At 67.4% G+C, this 14,151-nt stretch carries 13 protein-coding genes; 7 read left to right on the top strand and 6 right to left on the bottom strand.

From position 1 onward, the window contains the following. The first annotated feature begins 342 nt into the window (after positions 1-342). Positions 343-1,335, top strand: a complete 993-nt coding sequence (locus AC5P5R_RS17030; protein ID WP_005411784.1) for a patatin-like phospholipase family protein — start codon at positions 343-345, stop codon at positions 1,333-1,335. 39 nt (positions 1,336-1,374) lie between these two features. On the opposite strand, the gene AC5P5R_RS17035 is transcribed toward AC5P5R_RS17030, so the two are convergent. Then, the gene (locus AC5P5R_RS17035) at positions 1,375-1,860 is read right to left on the bottom strand and encodes an Lrp/AsnC family transcriptional regulator (protein WP_005411782.1); all 486 of its coding nucleotides are present in this window, start codon (positions 1,858-1,860) and stop codon (positions 1,375-1,377) included. 125 nt (positions 1,861-1,985) lie between these two features. Between AC5P5R_RS17035 and phhA the strand changes: the two genes are divergently transcribed. Continuing rightward, on the top strand, positions 1,986-2,879 hold the full coding sequence (gene phhA / locus AC5P5R_RS17040; RefSeq protein WP_033833531.1) for a phenylalanine 4-monooxygenase: 894 nt from the start codon (positions 1,986-1,988) through the stop codon (positions 2,877-2,879). Between the two features lie 109 nt (positions 2,880-2,988). On the opposite strand, the gene AC5P5R_RS17045 is transcribed toward phhA, so the two are convergent. Further along, a complete protein-coding gene (locus tag AC5P5R_RS17045) occupies positions 2,989-4,044 on the bottom strand; it encodes a LacI family DNA-binding transcriptional regulator (RefSeq protein ID WP_100438159.1) in 1,056 nt (351 codons plus the stop codon). 238 nt (positions 4,045-4,282) lie between these two features. Between AC5P5R_RS17045 and AC5P5R_RS17050 the strand changes: the two genes are divergently transcribed. The 4 genes from AC5P5R_RS17050 to AC5P5R_RS17065 all read left to right on the top strand — a co-directional run bounded on the left by AC5P5R_RS17050 (position 4,283) and on the right by AC5P5R_RS17065 (position 7,310). Then, positions 4,283-4,873, top strand: coding sequence for a cysteine dioxygenase family protein (locus AC5P5R_RS17050; protein ID WP_005411799.1), 591 nt, complete (start codon positions 4,283-4,285; stop codon positions 4,871-4,873). A 113-nt stretch (positions 4,874-4,986) separates the two neighbouring features. Further along, the gene (gene eda, locus AC5P5R_RS17055) at positions 4,987-5,625 is read left to right on the top strand and encodes a bifunctional 4-hydroxy-2-oxoglutarate aldolase/2-dehydro-3-deoxy-phosphogluconate aldolase (RefSeq protein ID WP_100438160.1); all 639 of its coding nucleotides are present in this window, start codon (positions 4,987-4,989) and stop codon (positions 5,623-5,625) included. A gap of 96 nt (positions 5,626-5,721) precedes the next feature. Continuing rightward, positions 5,722-6,750 (top strand): alcohol dehydrogenase AdhP, encoded by a 1,029-nt coding sequence (gene adhP, locus AC5P5R_RS17060; protein ID WP_005411777.1) that lies wholly within the window; start codon positions 5,722-5,724, stop codon positions 6,748-6,750. 167 nt (positions 6,751-6,917) lie between these two features. Further along, a complete protein-coding gene (locus AC5P5R_RS17065; protein WP_005411776.1) occupies positions 6,918-7,310 on the top strand; it encodes a hypothetical protein in 393 nt (130 codons plus the stop codon). A gap of 71 nt (positions 7,311-7,381) precedes the next feature. On the opposite strand, the gene ligD is transcribed toward AC5P5R_RS17065, so the two are convergent. The 3 genes from ligD to AC5P5R_RS17080 form a co-directional block, all read right to left on the bottom strand. Next, positions 7,382-9,868: a DNA ligase D gene (gene ligD / locus AC5P5R_RS17070; protein ID WP_099498229.1), complete on the bottom strand. Its 2,487-nt coding sequence runs from the start codon at positions 9,866-9,868 to the stop codon at positions 7,382-7,384. A 3-nt stretch (positions 9,869-9,871) separates the two neighbouring features. Then, on the bottom strand, positions 9,872-10,792 hold the full coding sequence (gene ku / locus AC5P5R_RS17075) for a non-homologous end joining protein Ku (protein ID WP_005411774.1): 921 nt from the start codon (positions 10,790-10,792) through the stop codon (positions 9,872-9,874). 164 nt (positions 10,793-10,956) lie between these two features. Then, positions 10,957-11,355, bottom strand: coding sequence for a hypothetical protein (locus AC5P5R_RS17080; protein ID WP_012478657.1), 399 nt, complete (start codon positions 11,353-11,355; stop codon positions 10,957-10,959). 147 nt (positions 11,356-11,502) lie between these two features. Between AC5P5R_RS17080 and AC5P5R_RS17085 the strand changes: the two genes are divergently transcribed. Then, the gene (locus tag AC5P5R_RS17085; RefSeq protein WP_043035286.1) at positions 11,503-11,841 is read left to right on the top strand and encodes a hypothetical protein; all 339 of its coding nucleotides are present in this window, start codon (positions 11,503-11,505) and stop codon (positions 11,839-11,841) included. A 79-nt stretch (positions 11,842-11,920) separates the two neighbouring features. Here the strand turns inward: AC5P5R_RS17085 and AC5P5R_RS17090 are convergent, their stop codons facing one another. Then, positions 11,921-14,014 (bottom strand): TonB-dependent receptor family protein, encoded by a 2,094-nt coding sequence (locus AC5P5R_RS17090; protein ID WP_099498292.1) that lies wholly within the window; start codon positions 14,012-14,014, stop codon positions 11,921-11,923. Between the last annotated feature and the right edge of the window lie 137 nt (positions 14,015-14,151).

The following is a 14,151-nucleotide window of genomic DNA, read 5'->3' on the forward strand; positions in this document are numbered from 1 at the left end:
CCTTGGCGCGCATCCCGGTAGTGCCGGCCGCTGGCCGGCAACCCCATGGACCTTGGCACGCATCCCGGTAGTGCCGGCCGCTGGCCGGCAGCCCCATGGACCTTGGCACGCATCCCGGTAGTGCCGGCCGCTGGCCGGCAACCCCATGGACCTTGGCGCGCATCCCGGTAGTGCCGGCCGCTGGCCGGCAGCCCCATGGACCGTTGCCAGTTTCCCTATGGTTGCCGGCCAGCGGCCGGCACTACCTTTATGAATGGGCGATATTTCCCACCCTGCCCGCCCCGCCACGGCTTCGGTATGCTGGCGCCCTTTCCTGAATCCGGCGCCGCGAGCGCACTGCCGATGAGCCTGTTCCGCCCCCGCATGCTGCTGTCCGTCGCCCTGATCGGCCTGCTGGCCGGCTGCGGTGGCGATCCGGTCCGCCCTACGCCGCCGCCGGCGCCGACCGTGGTGCCACAGGCCAAGCCGGTGAAGATCGGCATCGCACTCGGCGGTGGCGCGGCCAAGGGCTTTGCCCACATCGGCGTGATCAAGATGCTGGAGGCCAATGGCTTCGAACCGGCGGTGGTGTCCGGCACCAGTGCCGGCAGCGTGGTCGGCGCGCTGTACGCCAGCGGCATGGACGCGTTCCAGATGCAGAGCAAGGCGGTGGCGCTGGATGAAGCCAGCATCCGCGACGTGCGGCTGTTCTCCGGTGGCCTGGTGCAGGGCCAGAAGCTGCAGGACTACGTCAACGAACAGGTTGCCAACCGTCCGGCCGAACGCCTGAAGAAGCCGTTCGCCGCCGTCGCCACCCAGCTGGAAACCGGCGAGCGCGCGATCTTCGTGCGCGGCAACGTCGGCCAGGCGGTGCGTGCGTCGAGCAGCATTCCCGGCGTGTTCGAACCGGTGAAGATCGGTGGTCGCAACTACATCGATGGCGGCGTGGTCAGCCCGGTACCGGTGGATGCCGCGCGCCAGCTCGGCGCCGACTTCGTGATCGCCGTGGACATCTCCAGCAAGGCCAGCGGCAAGGCGCCGACCGACATGCTGGGCATCGTCAACCAGTCCATCTCGATCATGGGCCAGCGCCTGGGCGAACAGGAACTGGCACGCGCCGACATCGTCATCCGGCCGAAGGTGCTGGACATCGGCGCTGCCGATTTCAGCCAGCGCGGCACGGCGATCCTGGAAGGCGAAAAGGCCGCGATGGCCGCGATGCCGCAGATCCGCGCCAGGATCCAGCAGCTGCAGCGCGCACGCGCCGCCGCAGCGGCACCGGCACCGGTAGCCGCACCGAAGTGCGAGGAAGCCTCGCGCCTGGGCAAGCTGATGGGCCGCAAGGACAAGTGCTGATCCCTTGATGCCTGGCCACCGGGCATGCCCGGTGGCCGCTCAGGACTCCAGCTGCGAAAGCGGCAATGCCTGGAAACCCTTCACCGTGCGCAGCACGAAGCTGGAATTGGCATCGGCCACGCCACCGGCGTTGAGCAACCGGTCCAGCAGGAAGCGCGAGAAGTGCTCCAGGTCGCGCACGTAGACGTGCAGCAGGTAGTCCATGTCGCCGGTCAGCGCATGGCAGGCCACCACCTCGTCCCACGCTTGCACGCTGTCCACGAAGTGGCCGATGGCGGCCTGGTCGTGCTTTTCCAGCTGCACGCGCACGAAGGCCTGCAGGCCCAGCCGCAGCTGCCGCGGCTCCAGCCGCGCGCCATAGCCGACGATCACACCCTCGCTTTCCAGCCGCTGCAACCGCCGCAGGCAGGCCGAAGGCGAAAGATTCACCCGCGCCGCCAGTTCGGCGTTGGTGGCGCGCCCATCCCGCTGGATTTCAGCCAGCAGGCGTATATCCGTGCGATCAAACTGGACTTCTCCGGCCATTGTTGCCCCGCAACATGGTGAGTACGCAAGGATATTGCGCCAAGAGGGCCAACGGGCGCAACTTTTGCAACCCTGTTGCGCGTGCTCTGCCCTAGCATCGTAGGCATCCCGTCAAGGAGTGCCCCATGGACCTCGCCCAGCCCCGCCGCGTCGAACACCAGCAGACCGACAAGGGCTACGTGCCGGTGTACACCACCGCGCTCGTCGAGCAGCCGTGGGACACCTATACCGCCGACGACCACGCCACCTGGAGCACGCTGTACCAGCGCCAGCGCGAGCTGCTGGTCGGCCGCGCCTGCCAGGAGTTCCTGGATGCACAGGACGAGATGGGCATGAGCGCGCACATGATTCCGCGCTTCGACCAGCTCAACGAAGTGCTGGGCGCCGCCACCGGCTGGACCCTGGTCGGCGTTGAAGGCCTGCTGCCGGAACTGGATTTCTTCGACCACCTGGCCAATCGCCGTTTTCCGGTGACCTGGTGGATCCGTCGCCCGGACCAGATTGATTACATCGCCGAGCCGGACCTGTTCCACGATCTGTTCGGCCACGTGCCGCTGCTGATGAACCCGGTGTTCGCCGACTACATGGAGGCGTACGGCCGTGGCGGCGTCAAAGCCCACGCGATCGGCCCGGATGCACTGCAGAACCTGACCCGCCTGTACTGGTACACGGTGGAGTTCGGCCTGATCGATACGCCCGAAGGCCTGCGCATCTACGGCGCCGGCATCGTGTCGTCGAAGGGCGAGTCGCTGTACTCGCTGGAATCGGCCGCGCCCAACCGCATCGGCTTCGACCTGCAGCGGATCATGCGCACGAAGTACCGCATCGACACCTTCCAGAAGACCTACTTCGTCATCGACAGCTTCGAACAGCTGATGCAGGCGACGTCGCCGGACTTCACCCCGATCTACGCGGCACTGGCCAGCCAGGCGCATCTGCCGGCAGGCGATGTGCAGGGCGATGACCGCGTGTTCCAGAAGGGCACCGGTGAAGGCTGGGCCGACGGCGGCGACGTGTAAGCGCACGGCGTACAGCGCTTCGCATTGAAAGGAAAACGGCGCACCTGGATGCGCCGTTTTCGTTGTTGCCTGCCTGCGCCATTGCAGCGGCGCGGCGAGGGCAGGGCAGTCAGGCGTCCACGGCCCGGCAGGAACCGCGCACCATCAACTGCGGATGCACGCTGGTTGCGGTCGGCGCATCCGGCACGTCGGCCTGCACCAGCATCGACGCGGCCACGCGGCCGATATCGGACACATGGCGGCGCACCGAGGTCAGCGGCGGCCACAGCCGCGAGGCCAGCGGGCTGTCGTCGTAGCTGACGATCGACAGCTGCTGTGGCACGGCAATACCCGCACGCAGCGCGACCTGGTAGACACCGGCCGCCATCTCGTCGTTGCCGGCGAAGATCGCACTGGGGCGGCGTTCACCCAACAGCAACCGTTCGGCGGCATGCACGCCGGATTCGAAGGTGTCGCCCGCTTCCAGCACGCGCTCGCCCGGCAAGGTCAGCCCCACCTGGGCCAACCGGTCAAGGAAGCCATGGGTACGCTCACGCGCCGCGCGCCGGTCACCCGGTCCGGCGATCACCGCGATGTCGCGGTGGCCGAGCGAGAGCAGGTAGCCCGCTGCTGCTGCCGCGCCATCGCGATCGTGGGTGACCACCGCCTGCACATCTTCTTCCGACGCATGCGCGTTGATCCGCACGTAGCGGCAGTCGATGTCGTCCAGCATTCGCGCGAGTGCAACCGATTCGGATGCACGTGGGCCGAGGATCACCCCATGCAGCTTCTGCTGCTGCACGAAGCGGCGCACGCCCTGCGCGCACTCCGGGTCCTGACTGTCGCAAGGATGCACCACCAGCTCATAGCCGGTGCCGCGCAGCGCTTCCAGCGCGCCGTGCTGCAGGTCGACAATGCATTGAGCGCCGGGGTCGTCGTACACCAGGCCGATCAGGAAGGAGCGGCGGAACGCGAGTCCGCGCGCCAGGGGGTCGGGCACGTAACCGACCTCGCGCATCAACGCCTCGACCTTGTCGCGGGTGTCTTTGCGCACCAGCGGCGAGTTGTTGATGATTCTTGAAACCGTTTTCTTGGAAACTCCCGACAGTCGTGCGATGTCGTTGATCGTGGCAGCCTTGCCTTTCGATGCCGGCAACGCGGCATCGCTCATATTTCGCACTGACATGTATAGAACCAGGTAAGTCGGAGAATTCTAGCCTTGCGCCCGTTGGGCGCGAAGTTGCGGAATGTCGCAGCTGGAGCGGCACAGACCGTGTTCGACACGTTCCACCGCGTGAGGTTCCATTGTGATCGCTCTACTGCGTTTGCATCTGAACCGTTTTTCACGCGTGCTTGCCATGAATGCGGGTGCCACGCGCGCGAACACCAACATTCCCTTAACCATGCTCCGCTACAGTCGGGGCATGGACCTGCAGACTTCTCCGTTTCCGGCGTTCCGTGGCCGCGACCGGTTGATCGCCGCAGTCGACGCGGCGATGACCTCCGGTGATGCCGGGCGCATCACCGCCGATCTGCAGCTGGCGCTGCAGGAAGCCATCGCGGACAGCCGCATCGAGCTACCCGAATGCGTGCACCGTCCGGTCAGTGATCATTACGCGCGACGCCCGCTGTACCACAGCCAGGAACACGGCTACAGCGTGATTGCCATGAGCTGGGGCCCAGGGCAGGGCACGCCGCTGCACGACCACGATGCCATGTGGTGTGTGGAGGGCGTGTGGTTGGGGGAACTGGAGATCACCCGTTACGAGCTGCTGGAGTGCGCCGGCGAACGCTGGCGCTTCCGACGCCACGCCGCGCTGCGCGGCGGCTGCGGCAGCGCCGGCAGCCTCATTCCACCTCACGAATACCACACCCTGCGCAATGCCAGCGATGAAGCCCTGGCCATTTCGGTGCATGTATACGAAGCGCCGATGGAACGTTCGGCGGTGTTCGACCCGCTTGGGGGTGACTGGTACCAACGCCGCATCCAGGCACTGCAGGCCGACGCAGTCTGAATCCGCCGCAGGGCAGGGTACCAGCACCTTCGCAGCGTGCATGGCATCATGCGCCGCTGCGCTGCCGGACCCGGCGGCGATCCGCGATGCCCCATCGGGCAAGGAGCAAGACCATGTCCAGCGCTGATCCGCGCCTGCGCGCGCTGTTGAAGCTGGCACCGTTGATTCCGGTGTACACCCCCGAAGATGTGAATGAGGCGGTCGAAGTGGCCCAGGCGCTGTTCCGCGGCGGCCTGCCGGTGATCGAAGTGACGCTGCGCACGCCGCAGGCGCTGGATGCGATCAAGGCCATGGTCGAGGCCGTGCCCGATGCTGTCATCGGCGCCGGCACCGTGCTCAACGCCACGCAGATGCAGGCGGCGAAGCAGGCCGGCGCGCGCTTCGCGGTGTCGCCCGGTGCAACGCCGGCGCTGTATGCCGCCGCGCGCGATGCCGACCTGCCGTACTTGCCCGGTGCCGCCACCGCCTCGGACCTGATCCTGGGCCTGGAGCACGGCACGGACACCTTCAAGTTCTTCCCGGCGGTGCAGGCCGGTGGCGCTGCGTTGCTGGCGGCCTGGCACGGCCCGTTTGCCGACGTGCGGTTCTGCCCGACCGGTGGCATCAGCGCGCAGACCGCGCCGCAGTTCCTGCACCTGCCCAACGTGCTGTGCGTGGGCGGTTCGTGGCTGACCACCCCGGCGCTGCTGCAGACCCGTGACTGGGACGCCATCGAACGACTGGCGCGCGAAGCATCGGTGCTGGCCAGCTGAACCTGCTGCACGGATCTTCAAAGGTTTGATCGTGATCAAAGCGCCGGCCTCGAGCCGGCGTCATTCTGTGGGCAAGCGCACTGCGGAGATCCGAACATGCAATCCACCATGAAGGCCGCCGTCGTACGCGAGTTCGGCAAGCCGCTGGTCATCGAGGAAGTCTCGGTACCGCGCCCGGGGGCGGGCGAGGTGCTGGTCAGGATCGAGGCCTGTGGCGTCTGCCACACCGACCTGCACGCCGCCGAGGGCGACTGGCCGGTGAAACCGAACCCGCCATTCATCCCCGGCCACGAGGGCGTGGGGCACGTCGTGGCCGTGGGAGGCGGGGTAGGGCACGTCAAGGAAGGCGACAGGGTCGGCATCCCCTGGTTGTACTCGGCGTGTGGCCATTGCGAACACTGCCTGGGTGGCTGGGAAACGCTGTGCGAGACGCAGCGCAACACCGGTTACTCGGTCAACGGCGGCTTCGCCGAGTACGCACTGGCCGATGCCAACTATGTCGGCCTGCTTCCGAAGGAAGTGGGCTTCGTCGAGATCGCGCCGGTGCTGTGCGCCGGCGTGACCGTCTACAAGGGCCTGAAGGTGACCGACACCAAGCCCGGGGACTGGGTGGCGGTTTCCGGCATCGGTGGCCTGGGCCACATGGCGGTGCAGTACGCCCGTGCGATGGGCCTGAACGTGGCTGCGGTGGACGTGGACGACAACAAGCTGGCATTGGCCCGGCAGCTCGGCGCGCAGATCACCGTGAACGCGCGTACCACCGATCCGGCCGCATTCCTGAAGAAGGAGATCGGCGGTGCGCACGGCGCCCTGGTCACCGCAGTGTCGCCCAAGGCGTTCGAACAGGCTCTGGGCATGGTCCGCCGCGGTGGCACCGTGTCGCTCAATGGCCTGCCGCCCGGCAACTTCCCGCTGGACATCTTCGGCATGGTGCTCAACGGCATCACCGTGCGCGGCTCGATCGTCGGCACCCGGCTGGATCTGCAGGAGTCACTGCAGTTCGCCGCCGAAGGCAAGGTCGCAGCCACGGTCAGCACCGACCGCCTGGAAAACATCAACGACGTGTTCGCGCGCATGCACGCGGGCACCATCGAAGGCCGCGTGGTGCTCGACTTCGCCGCCTGACTGCCTGTGCATGGCCGCCGCTGCTCCGTACCCCTCTCCCACGGGCATGGCGGCCATGCCGATCCATCGGTAGTGCCGGCCGCCGGCCGGCAAAACCCCAGTCGGTTCGGTAGTGCCGGCCGCTGGCCGGCAACGCGGGCACTCTGTGGCAGCCGTACAATACGCGCATGCCTGGCCTGCTCAAGACCCTGTTCCTGTCCATCGTCGCCCTGATCGGCGGCGTGCTGTCGCTTGCGCTGGTCAGCAGCGTCGCCGGCTGGCTGCCGCCGTTGCTGGGCCTGTCGCCGGACAGCAACAGCGTGCAGCTGGGGTGGGACCTGGCCTTCAGCGTACTCGGTGGCGTCGCCGGCATTTCCTTCGCCACCTATTACGCACCGTGCTGGCCGCGTTCACACGGGTTCTCGATCTGGTCGCTGATCGCGCTGGGCTGTGGCTACGCGATGTGGACGGCGGGTGCGGACTTCCCGTTCTGGTTCGTCATTTCGCTGTTGGCATCGCTGCCGTTGCAACTGCTGGTCGGTTGGTGGTTCGGGCGCCGCCCCTCGCGTGATCTGCGCTGAGCGCATGCAGGTAGTGCCGGGCGCTGGCCGGCAACTTCAGGATGGCCGAGGTTGCCGGCCAGCGGCCGGCACTACCGCTTCAGCGACGGCAGCCTCTGCTTCAACCGCGCGATGCCCTGCCATGGGTCACCCTTCAGCCGCTTAGCGCGCGCCAGCGCCTTGGCCATCGGAAACGCGTCGGCCGCGCTCACCCGGGCCAGTTCTTCCCAGCGCAGCGGCACCGCCACGCCGGCAGCATCGCGCGCGCGCAGCGACCACGAACACACGCTGGTGGCACCGCGTGTGTTGCGCAGCCAATCGATGAAGATCACGCCGCCGCGCTTGGCCTTGCTCATCGTCGCCACGTAGCGATCAGGCTGCTCCAGCGCCATTGCCTGCGCGAACGCCTCGCAGAACGCCTTGGCCTCGTCCCAGCCAGCCTTGGGCTGCAGCGGCACCACCACGTGCACGCCCTTGCCACCGGACAGCCGCACGAAGCTCTGCAGGCCCACCTCCTGCAGGCGGTCACGGACATCGCGCGCAGCGGCCTTCACCTGTGCCCAGCTCACCCCTTCGCCGGGGTCGAGATCGAACACCAGACGATCCGGGTGCTCGGGATCGGCCACGGTCGCGCCCCACGGATGCAGTTCCAGGGTGTTCATCTGCACCAGCTGCAGCAGGCCCCGCGCATCGTCGACGTAGACGTAATCCTCGCGGCCGCTCTTCTGCTGCAGGGGTACCGCATGTACCGCGTCCCCCAGGCCGGGGCCATGGTGCTTCTGGAAGAAGCAGGCCTTGCCCACGCCGTCCGGGCAGCGCAGCAGTGACAGCGGACGTCCGGCAATCTCGGGCAGGATCCAGCGCGCCATGCGCTGGTAGTAGTCGGCCACGTCACCCTTGCGCAGTTTCTGCCTTGGAAACACCACCCGCTCCGGATGAGTGATCTCGACCTCGCCTCCGGTTTCGGTGTCTGCGGTGCTCATTCCCAGGTCCTCCTTCTGCTTGTCGCTGCGCAGTCGCTTGAAACTGGCCTGGCGCAGCAGGCCTTCCTTGCCCCAGCCACGGAAGGCCACCTCGGCCACCGCCACCGGCTTCACCCAGCGTACGCTGGCAGCGCGGAACGGCACATGCGCCGGCAGCTGCAGCACGGGCGTCTTCACCGCCAACGGCTGCAGTGCCTTGAGCAGCGCGCGCAGGCTTTGGTCGTCGAAACCGGTGCCAACGCGGCCCACATAGCGCAAGCCGCCCTTGTCCGGCGTCGCCAGCAGCAGCGAGCCGAACCCCACCCGTGAACCCTTGGGTGCCGTGTGGCCGACAATCAGGAACTCATCGGTGTCTTCGTGCTTCACCTTCACCCAGCTGCGCGCGCGGGTATTCACGTACGGGGCATCCACCTGCTTGCTGACGATGCCTTCGAATCCGGCCTTGCCACTGGCAACGAACACCTGCGGGCCATGGTCGATCACGTGCTCGCTGAAGGCCAGGGTGCCAGGCGCCGGCCCAATGAGCTCTTTCAGGAGTGCTTTGCGCTCCAGCAACGGCGCACGACTGATATCCGCTCCAGCCATGCCCGGAAGATCGAACACGATGTAGCGCAGCGGTTGCTTCGAACTGCCGTCGATCACCCGCTGCAACGCTGCGAAGTCACTGCGTCCTTCCTTGTCCAGCACCACCAGTTCGCCGTCCAGGCGTGCATCGCGCACCGGCAGCGCCTGCACGGCCTGCACCACTTCGGGAAAATCATCGGTCCAATCCAGACCATTGCGGGAGCGCAGCTTGACCTCGCCATTGTGCAGATCCGCCAGCAGGCGATAGCCATCCCACTTGATCTCGTGAAGCCAGCGGTCGCCGTCCGGCGCACTGTCGCGATGATCGGTCAACTGCGGTTTGAATGCATGCGGGTAGGGTGCGTCACGTGCGCCGTGCAGTTGCAGCGCGCGTGCATGCCAGCGCACATCGGCCTTGCGTGTGGCCGTGCGTGCGACGGGTGCAGCTCGCGCCGTCTTGTCCGCGGAACGCTTCTTCGCCGCAGGTGTTCGTTTCGGCATCGGTGCCGTCAGCAGGTCATCCGCCTCCGCGTCGCGCGCTTCCCCGTCACCGCGCTTGATCAACAGCCACTGCACCTGGCGTCCTTTCATCGCGGTCCGCACCAGCTTCCAGCCACCGGCCAGGCGTTGTCCATGCAGCACGAAGTCGATCCTGCCCGCCGCCAGTGCCTGCAGTGGATCGCCTTCACAGGCCCAGGTGCCGTGATCGAAGACTTCCACGTGGCCCGCACCATAGTGGCCTTCAGGAATGTCTCCCTCGAAACCGGCGTAGGAGAGCGGATGGTCTTCCACTTCCACGGCCAGCCGCTTTTCACCGACGCGCAGGGAAGGCCCCTTGGGCACCGCCCAGCTCTTCAGTACGCCGTCCATTTCCAGGCGGAAGTCATAGTGACGCGAGCTGGCATGGTGCAGCTGGATGACAAAGGTCGGCCGCTGCTTCGGGTCGCCCGGTGCGGGCGTGTCGTCGGGCTCCGTTGTCTGCCCGGCGCCACCGCCAAGCCGGCGTTTGCGCCGATACTGGTGCAACGACATGGCTCACCCCGCCTTGCGTCGGGGTGCGGTCTTCTTTGCAGCCTTCTTCGTTGTCTTCTTTGCGGCCTTCTTCACTGGCGACTTAGCGGCTGCTTTGCGCGTTGCGGCCTTCTTCGCTGGCGTTCGCTTGTTCGCATCCAGGCTCTTCTGCAGCAGCGCCATGAAGTCGACCACATTGGTACTGGCGTCCTCGCGCGGTGCCGGCTCATCGTCCACCCGCGTGGTGCCGCCCTTGGACTTGATGCGCTTGTTCAACACCTGCTGCAGGCGCTCGCGGAATTCATCGTGGTACTGCGACGGATCCCAATCGCCGGCCATCGACTCGATCAACTGCTCGGCCATCGCCGTTTCCTTGCTGGTGATGCGATAGTCGGACAGCTTGCCGGTGGGCAGCTTGTAGTCCTCGGGATCCACCAGTTCCTGCGGATAGCGCAGGATCATCAGCACCAGTGCGTCCTCATGCGGCATCACCGCACACAGGTATTCGCGCGTACGCACCACCACCCGCGCGATGCCCACCTTGCCGGTGCTGCGCAACGTTTCGCGCAGCAGCACATAGCCCTTCTCGGCCTTCTTGCCGGGCACCAGCAGATACGGTTTCTCGTAATAGCGCGGGTCGATCTGCGCCGCATCCACGAATGATTCCACCTCCACCGCTTCGTGGCTTTCAGGCGCGGCCGAGCGGATATCACCTTCCTCCAGCACGACATAACTGCCCTTGTCGTACTCATAGGCTTTGACGATGTCCTTCCAGGGCACCTCCTCGCCGGTGTCGGCGTTGACCCGTTCGAAACGGATCGGCTTGCGGTCGCGGGAATCGAGCATGCGGAACTGCAGGTCAACCTTGCGTTCGCCGGACATCAGCGACACCGGCACGTTGAGCAGGCCAAACGACAGCGTGCCGGTCCAGATCGGGCGGGCCATGGGCGTACCTTTGGCGGGGCAGGGCATCCAGCTTCGGATGGGCGGTGTAAACCACCCGTGTCGATACCGTGCACGTGGGTTCTACGCAGATGCGGTAGTGCCGACCGCTGGCCGGCAGAGCTCGCGGCCTGAAGTTTCCTGGGGTTGCCGGCCAGCGGCCGGCACTACTGCAGCAACGGCCTCACCGCCGCCGCCGGAATATGGTCCAGCGCGCGCCAGGCGTCTTCCACCACCGGCCGCGCCTGCGACCAGCCCAAGCGTGACTGCCCGCGCATCTGTTCCCAGTGCTCGGCCAGTTCCTCGCAGGTATCGGCGGCATCACCGCGTGGCCAATCCGCAGCATGCGTGGTCAACGCGAAGGCATACACCGGGCACAGGTCGCGCCAGTTCCGGTGGCTCTGCCCGCGGCGCTCCTCGTAGTCGCTGAGCATGTACTGCAGGTAGTCCTGCGCCACCGCCTGGGGGTCTTCATGGCGACGCGTACGGCGCTGCGCGCTGCGCTGGCCGAGCGGATCGAGCAGGGCGTTGAACACGGACGGTGCGGGTCGTTCAAGACGGGGCATGGCCGGCTCCTGCAGCGGGGGCGGGTGGGCAGGAATACGCGCGGTGCCGTTACCGGGGGGTGAGCGAGATGTTCATGACGCCAGGTTCGCAACGGCTTTACCTGCGGAGCGGTGTAGTGGAATCCCCCCAAGGGCAGGTACCAGACCATGAGCCGAGAGACCTCGCGAGACCCGCTGCGGGTGAACCACCCGCCCATTCCCGGCGAGCAGCGCGGCAAGCGCGATGCCGACAACGCCGACTACCGCGGCACCGGCGCGCCGTTCTTCGATGCCGAGCACGACCACCTGCCGGTGAAGCACGAGGCTGAACAGGCGGCCCAGGACCGCAAGGATGGCGGCGACCGCCATCGCGGTGGCCAGGAGAGCCCGCTCAAGCGCCGTGAACGCAAGCAGCGCGCCAGCGACAACCAGGACGAGGCGCTGGAGGAGACCTTCCCGGCCAGCGACCCGACCTCGCCGTTCGTGCCAGCCAAGGCCCCCGACTGACCGGTAGTGCCGGCCGCTGGCCGGCAACCCCCTGACGCCCTGCGCGGCGCGATGCCGGCCAGCGGCCGGCACTACCAACTCAACGCCACGACCATTGCAGGCCGACGTTGGCTCGCCGTCCCGGTCCCGGCTCGTAGAAGCGACCATTGCCGTCATTGACGATCACCGAGCCGATGTAGGCCTGGTCCAGCACGTTCTCCAGTCTGGCGAAGGCGCGCAGCTCGCCGCCCGGCAGCGTCCATCGACGGCCGGCTTCCAGGTGCAGCAGGGCGTAGCCCGGCGCGCGCTCGGTGGCCACGTCATTGACCACGGTATCGCTGCTGGCCGTTGCCTCCAGCGCCCACTGCCAATCGGCCGGGCTCCACTGCAATCGGGCGAAGGCCTGCTGGCGCGGCACGCCGGGCAGGCGGCTGCCTGCAGCGACCAGGGTGTTCGAGGTCAGGTACGGCGAGCGCACCTGCGCCTGCAGCCAGGTCCACGCCAGCTGCAGTTCCAGGTGCTCGGCCAGCGGCTGTCGGTACTGCAGCTCCAGCCCCTGGCGGCGGGTGCGGCCAATGTTGCGGTAGGTGCTGCGTCCGCCGATATTGCTGGCAACGGCCAGCTCGTCGTCGGTATCTGCACGGAATAGGCTGATATCGAGTTGGTTGCCATCCTGTGCGTGCCACTTGCTGCCAACCTCGATGGAGCGGCTGCGCGCGGCGGCCAGATCCAGTGCCAGCCCGGCTTGGCCGTCGGCGCGATAGCCCAGTTCGTTGAAGGTGGGGGTCTCGAAACCACGCCCCACGGCCGCGTGCAGCCGCCACTGCGGGCTGGCCTCGAAGCTGACGCCTGCCACAGGCGTGATCGCCTGGTAGCGGCGGTGGCCACTGTCGTCGGGGTTGGCGCCGACGATGTAGCGGTCATTCGATTCGAATCGCACGGCGCTGTGGCGCAGCCCGGCCAGCAGCGACCAACGCGGGCTCCATTGCCACCAGGCCTGGGCGAACTGATCCACGTTCTGCACGACGTCGATCTGGTCACGACGCAGCCGCCCACGCACGCCCAGGGCGCTGCCGATGAAGTTCTCGAAGCCGGTGCGGTGCTGACGCTGGCGGTCGGCGCTGAGCCCGGCTACCAGGTCCAGCGGTCGCCCGGCCAGATCACCGTGCCAGCCCCAGCGCGCGTCCAGCCCGCCATAGCCGCCCTGCAGATCGATCACGCCGCCGGCATGCAGCGGGCTGTTGGTCTGGGGTGCCGGCGGAATCGGCAGGTACTGGCGTACCGCGCGCTGGCCGGCATAGCCCATCAATTGCCAGCGCTGCGCTCCCGTTTCACGGGTCCAGCGCAGGCCGGCCTGCTGCTGGCGCACGGTTTTGCGGGTGTTGTACTGGTGCGCGACTGCCGAGGCCTGGCGCGGATCAGCCGCCACCTGGGCACGGGTCAGGCCCAGCGGATCCTGCGCATCGGGGGCGTCAAGCGCATTGAGCAGCAGCTCCAGCCGCCCACCGCCCAGCTCTCCACCGATGCGTGCGTTGAGCGATTCACGGCGCGCGCGGCTATGGTCCCGCCAGCCATCGGTGCGGAAGTGATTGGCGGCGATGTTGTAGTCCAGCACTTGACCGGCACCCTTCAGCTGCGCACCGACACTGAGCGTGGTGTCGGCGCCGGCATTCACGCGCAACCGCCACGGGTCGCCGGCCTGACCCTGCGCGCTCCAGACCTGCAGCACGCCGCCGGAGGAATTGCCGTACAACGCCGAGAACGGCCCGCGCAGCACCTCGATGCGCTCGGCGCCCAACAGGCTGGCATGCGACAGCTGACCCTGGCCGTCAGGCATGGTCGCCGGCACCCCGTCGATCAGCACCCGCACCCCGCGCACGCCAAAGGTCGAGCGTGCGCCGAAGCCACGGATCGACAGCTGCGTGTCCTGGGCGAAGTTCTGCCGGTCGCGCGCCAACAGTCCGGGGACCCCAGCCAAGGCCTCAGACAGCTGCGCGCCGGTGCCCGCGCGGCTGGCGTCGATCCAGACCGTGTCCTGGCTGGCCGGCAGCGCGAACGGATCGATGCCCGGCACCCGGGCGGCCTGTACCTGCACCGCAGGCAGGGCGGTGGGCGCAGGCTCGGCCACCGCCGCCCAGGGCGACAGCAGCAGGGCGGACAGCGGCAGGCAACGGCGTCGTGCGGCGGGATTCATGATTCAGGTTGATGGATCAGGCGGCAACGCACGCCATGGTACGGGGCCGCGGATGACGATGGCGGCGGCCAGCCCCGGCAGGCTTTGTTACGATGGGCTGTTTCCGGCCGAAAAGCCGCGGACCGCGTAGCGCACTT

It is taken from the genome of Stenotrophomonas sp. YJH_SMC_19 (assembly GCF_059367915.1).

Excerpts from the sequence above, each read along its gene's own strand:
- AC5P5R_RS17030 (WP_005411784.1), top strand. The coding sequence starts at position 343 with ATGAGCCTGTTCCGCCCCCGCATGCTGCTGTCCGTCGCCCTGATCGGC.
- AC5P5R_RS17035 (WP_005411782.1), bottom strand. The coding sequence starts at position 1,860 with ATGGCCGGAGAAGTCCAGTTTGATCGCACGGATATACGCCTGCTGGCT.
- phhA (WP_033833531.1), top strand. The coding sequence starts at position 1,986 with ATGGACCTCGCCCAGCCCCGCCGCGTCGAACACCAGCAGACCGACAAG.
- AC5P5R_RS17045 (WP_100438159.1), bottom strand. The coding sequence starts at position 4,044 with ATGTCAGTGCGAAATATGAGCGATGCCGCGTTGCCGGCATCGAAAGGC.
- AC5P5R_RS17050 (WP_005411799.1), top strand. The coding sequence starts at position 4,283 with ATGGACCTGCAGACTTCTCCGTTTCCGGCGTTCCGTGGCCGCGACCGG.
- eda (WP_100438160.1), top strand. The coding sequence starts at position 4,987 with ATGTCCAGCGCTGATCCGCGCCTGCGCGCGCTGTTGAAGCTGGCACCG.
- adhP (WP_005411777.1), top strand. The coding sequence starts at position 5,722 with ATGCAATCCACCATGAAGGCCGCCGTCGTACGCGAGTTCGGCAAGCCG.
- AC5P5R_RS17065 (WP_005411776.1), top strand. The coding sequence starts at position 6,918 with ATGCCTGGCCTGCTCAAGACCCTGTTCCTGTCCATCGTCGCCCTGATC.
- ligD (WP_099498229.1), bottom strand. The coding sequence starts at position 9,868 with ATGTCGTTGCACCAGTATCGGCGCAAACGCCGGCTTGGCGGTGGCGCC.
- ku (WP_005411774.1), bottom strand. The coding sequence starts at position 10,792 with ATGGCCCGCCCGATCTGGACCGGCACGCTGTCGTTTGGCCTGCTCAAC.
- AC5P5R_RS17080 (WP_012478657.1), bottom strand. The coding sequence starts at position 11,355 with ATGCCCCGTCTTGAACGACCCGCACCGTCCGTGTTCAACGCCCTGCTC.
- AC5P5R_RS17085 (WP_043035286.1), top strand. The coding sequence starts at position 11,503 with ATGAGCCGAGAGACCTCGCGAGACCCGCTGCGGGTGAACCACCCGCCC.
- AC5P5R_RS17090 (WP_099498292.1), bottom strand. The coding sequence starts at position 14,014 with ATGAATCCCGCCGCACGACGCCGTTGCCTGCCGCTGTCCGCCCTGCTG.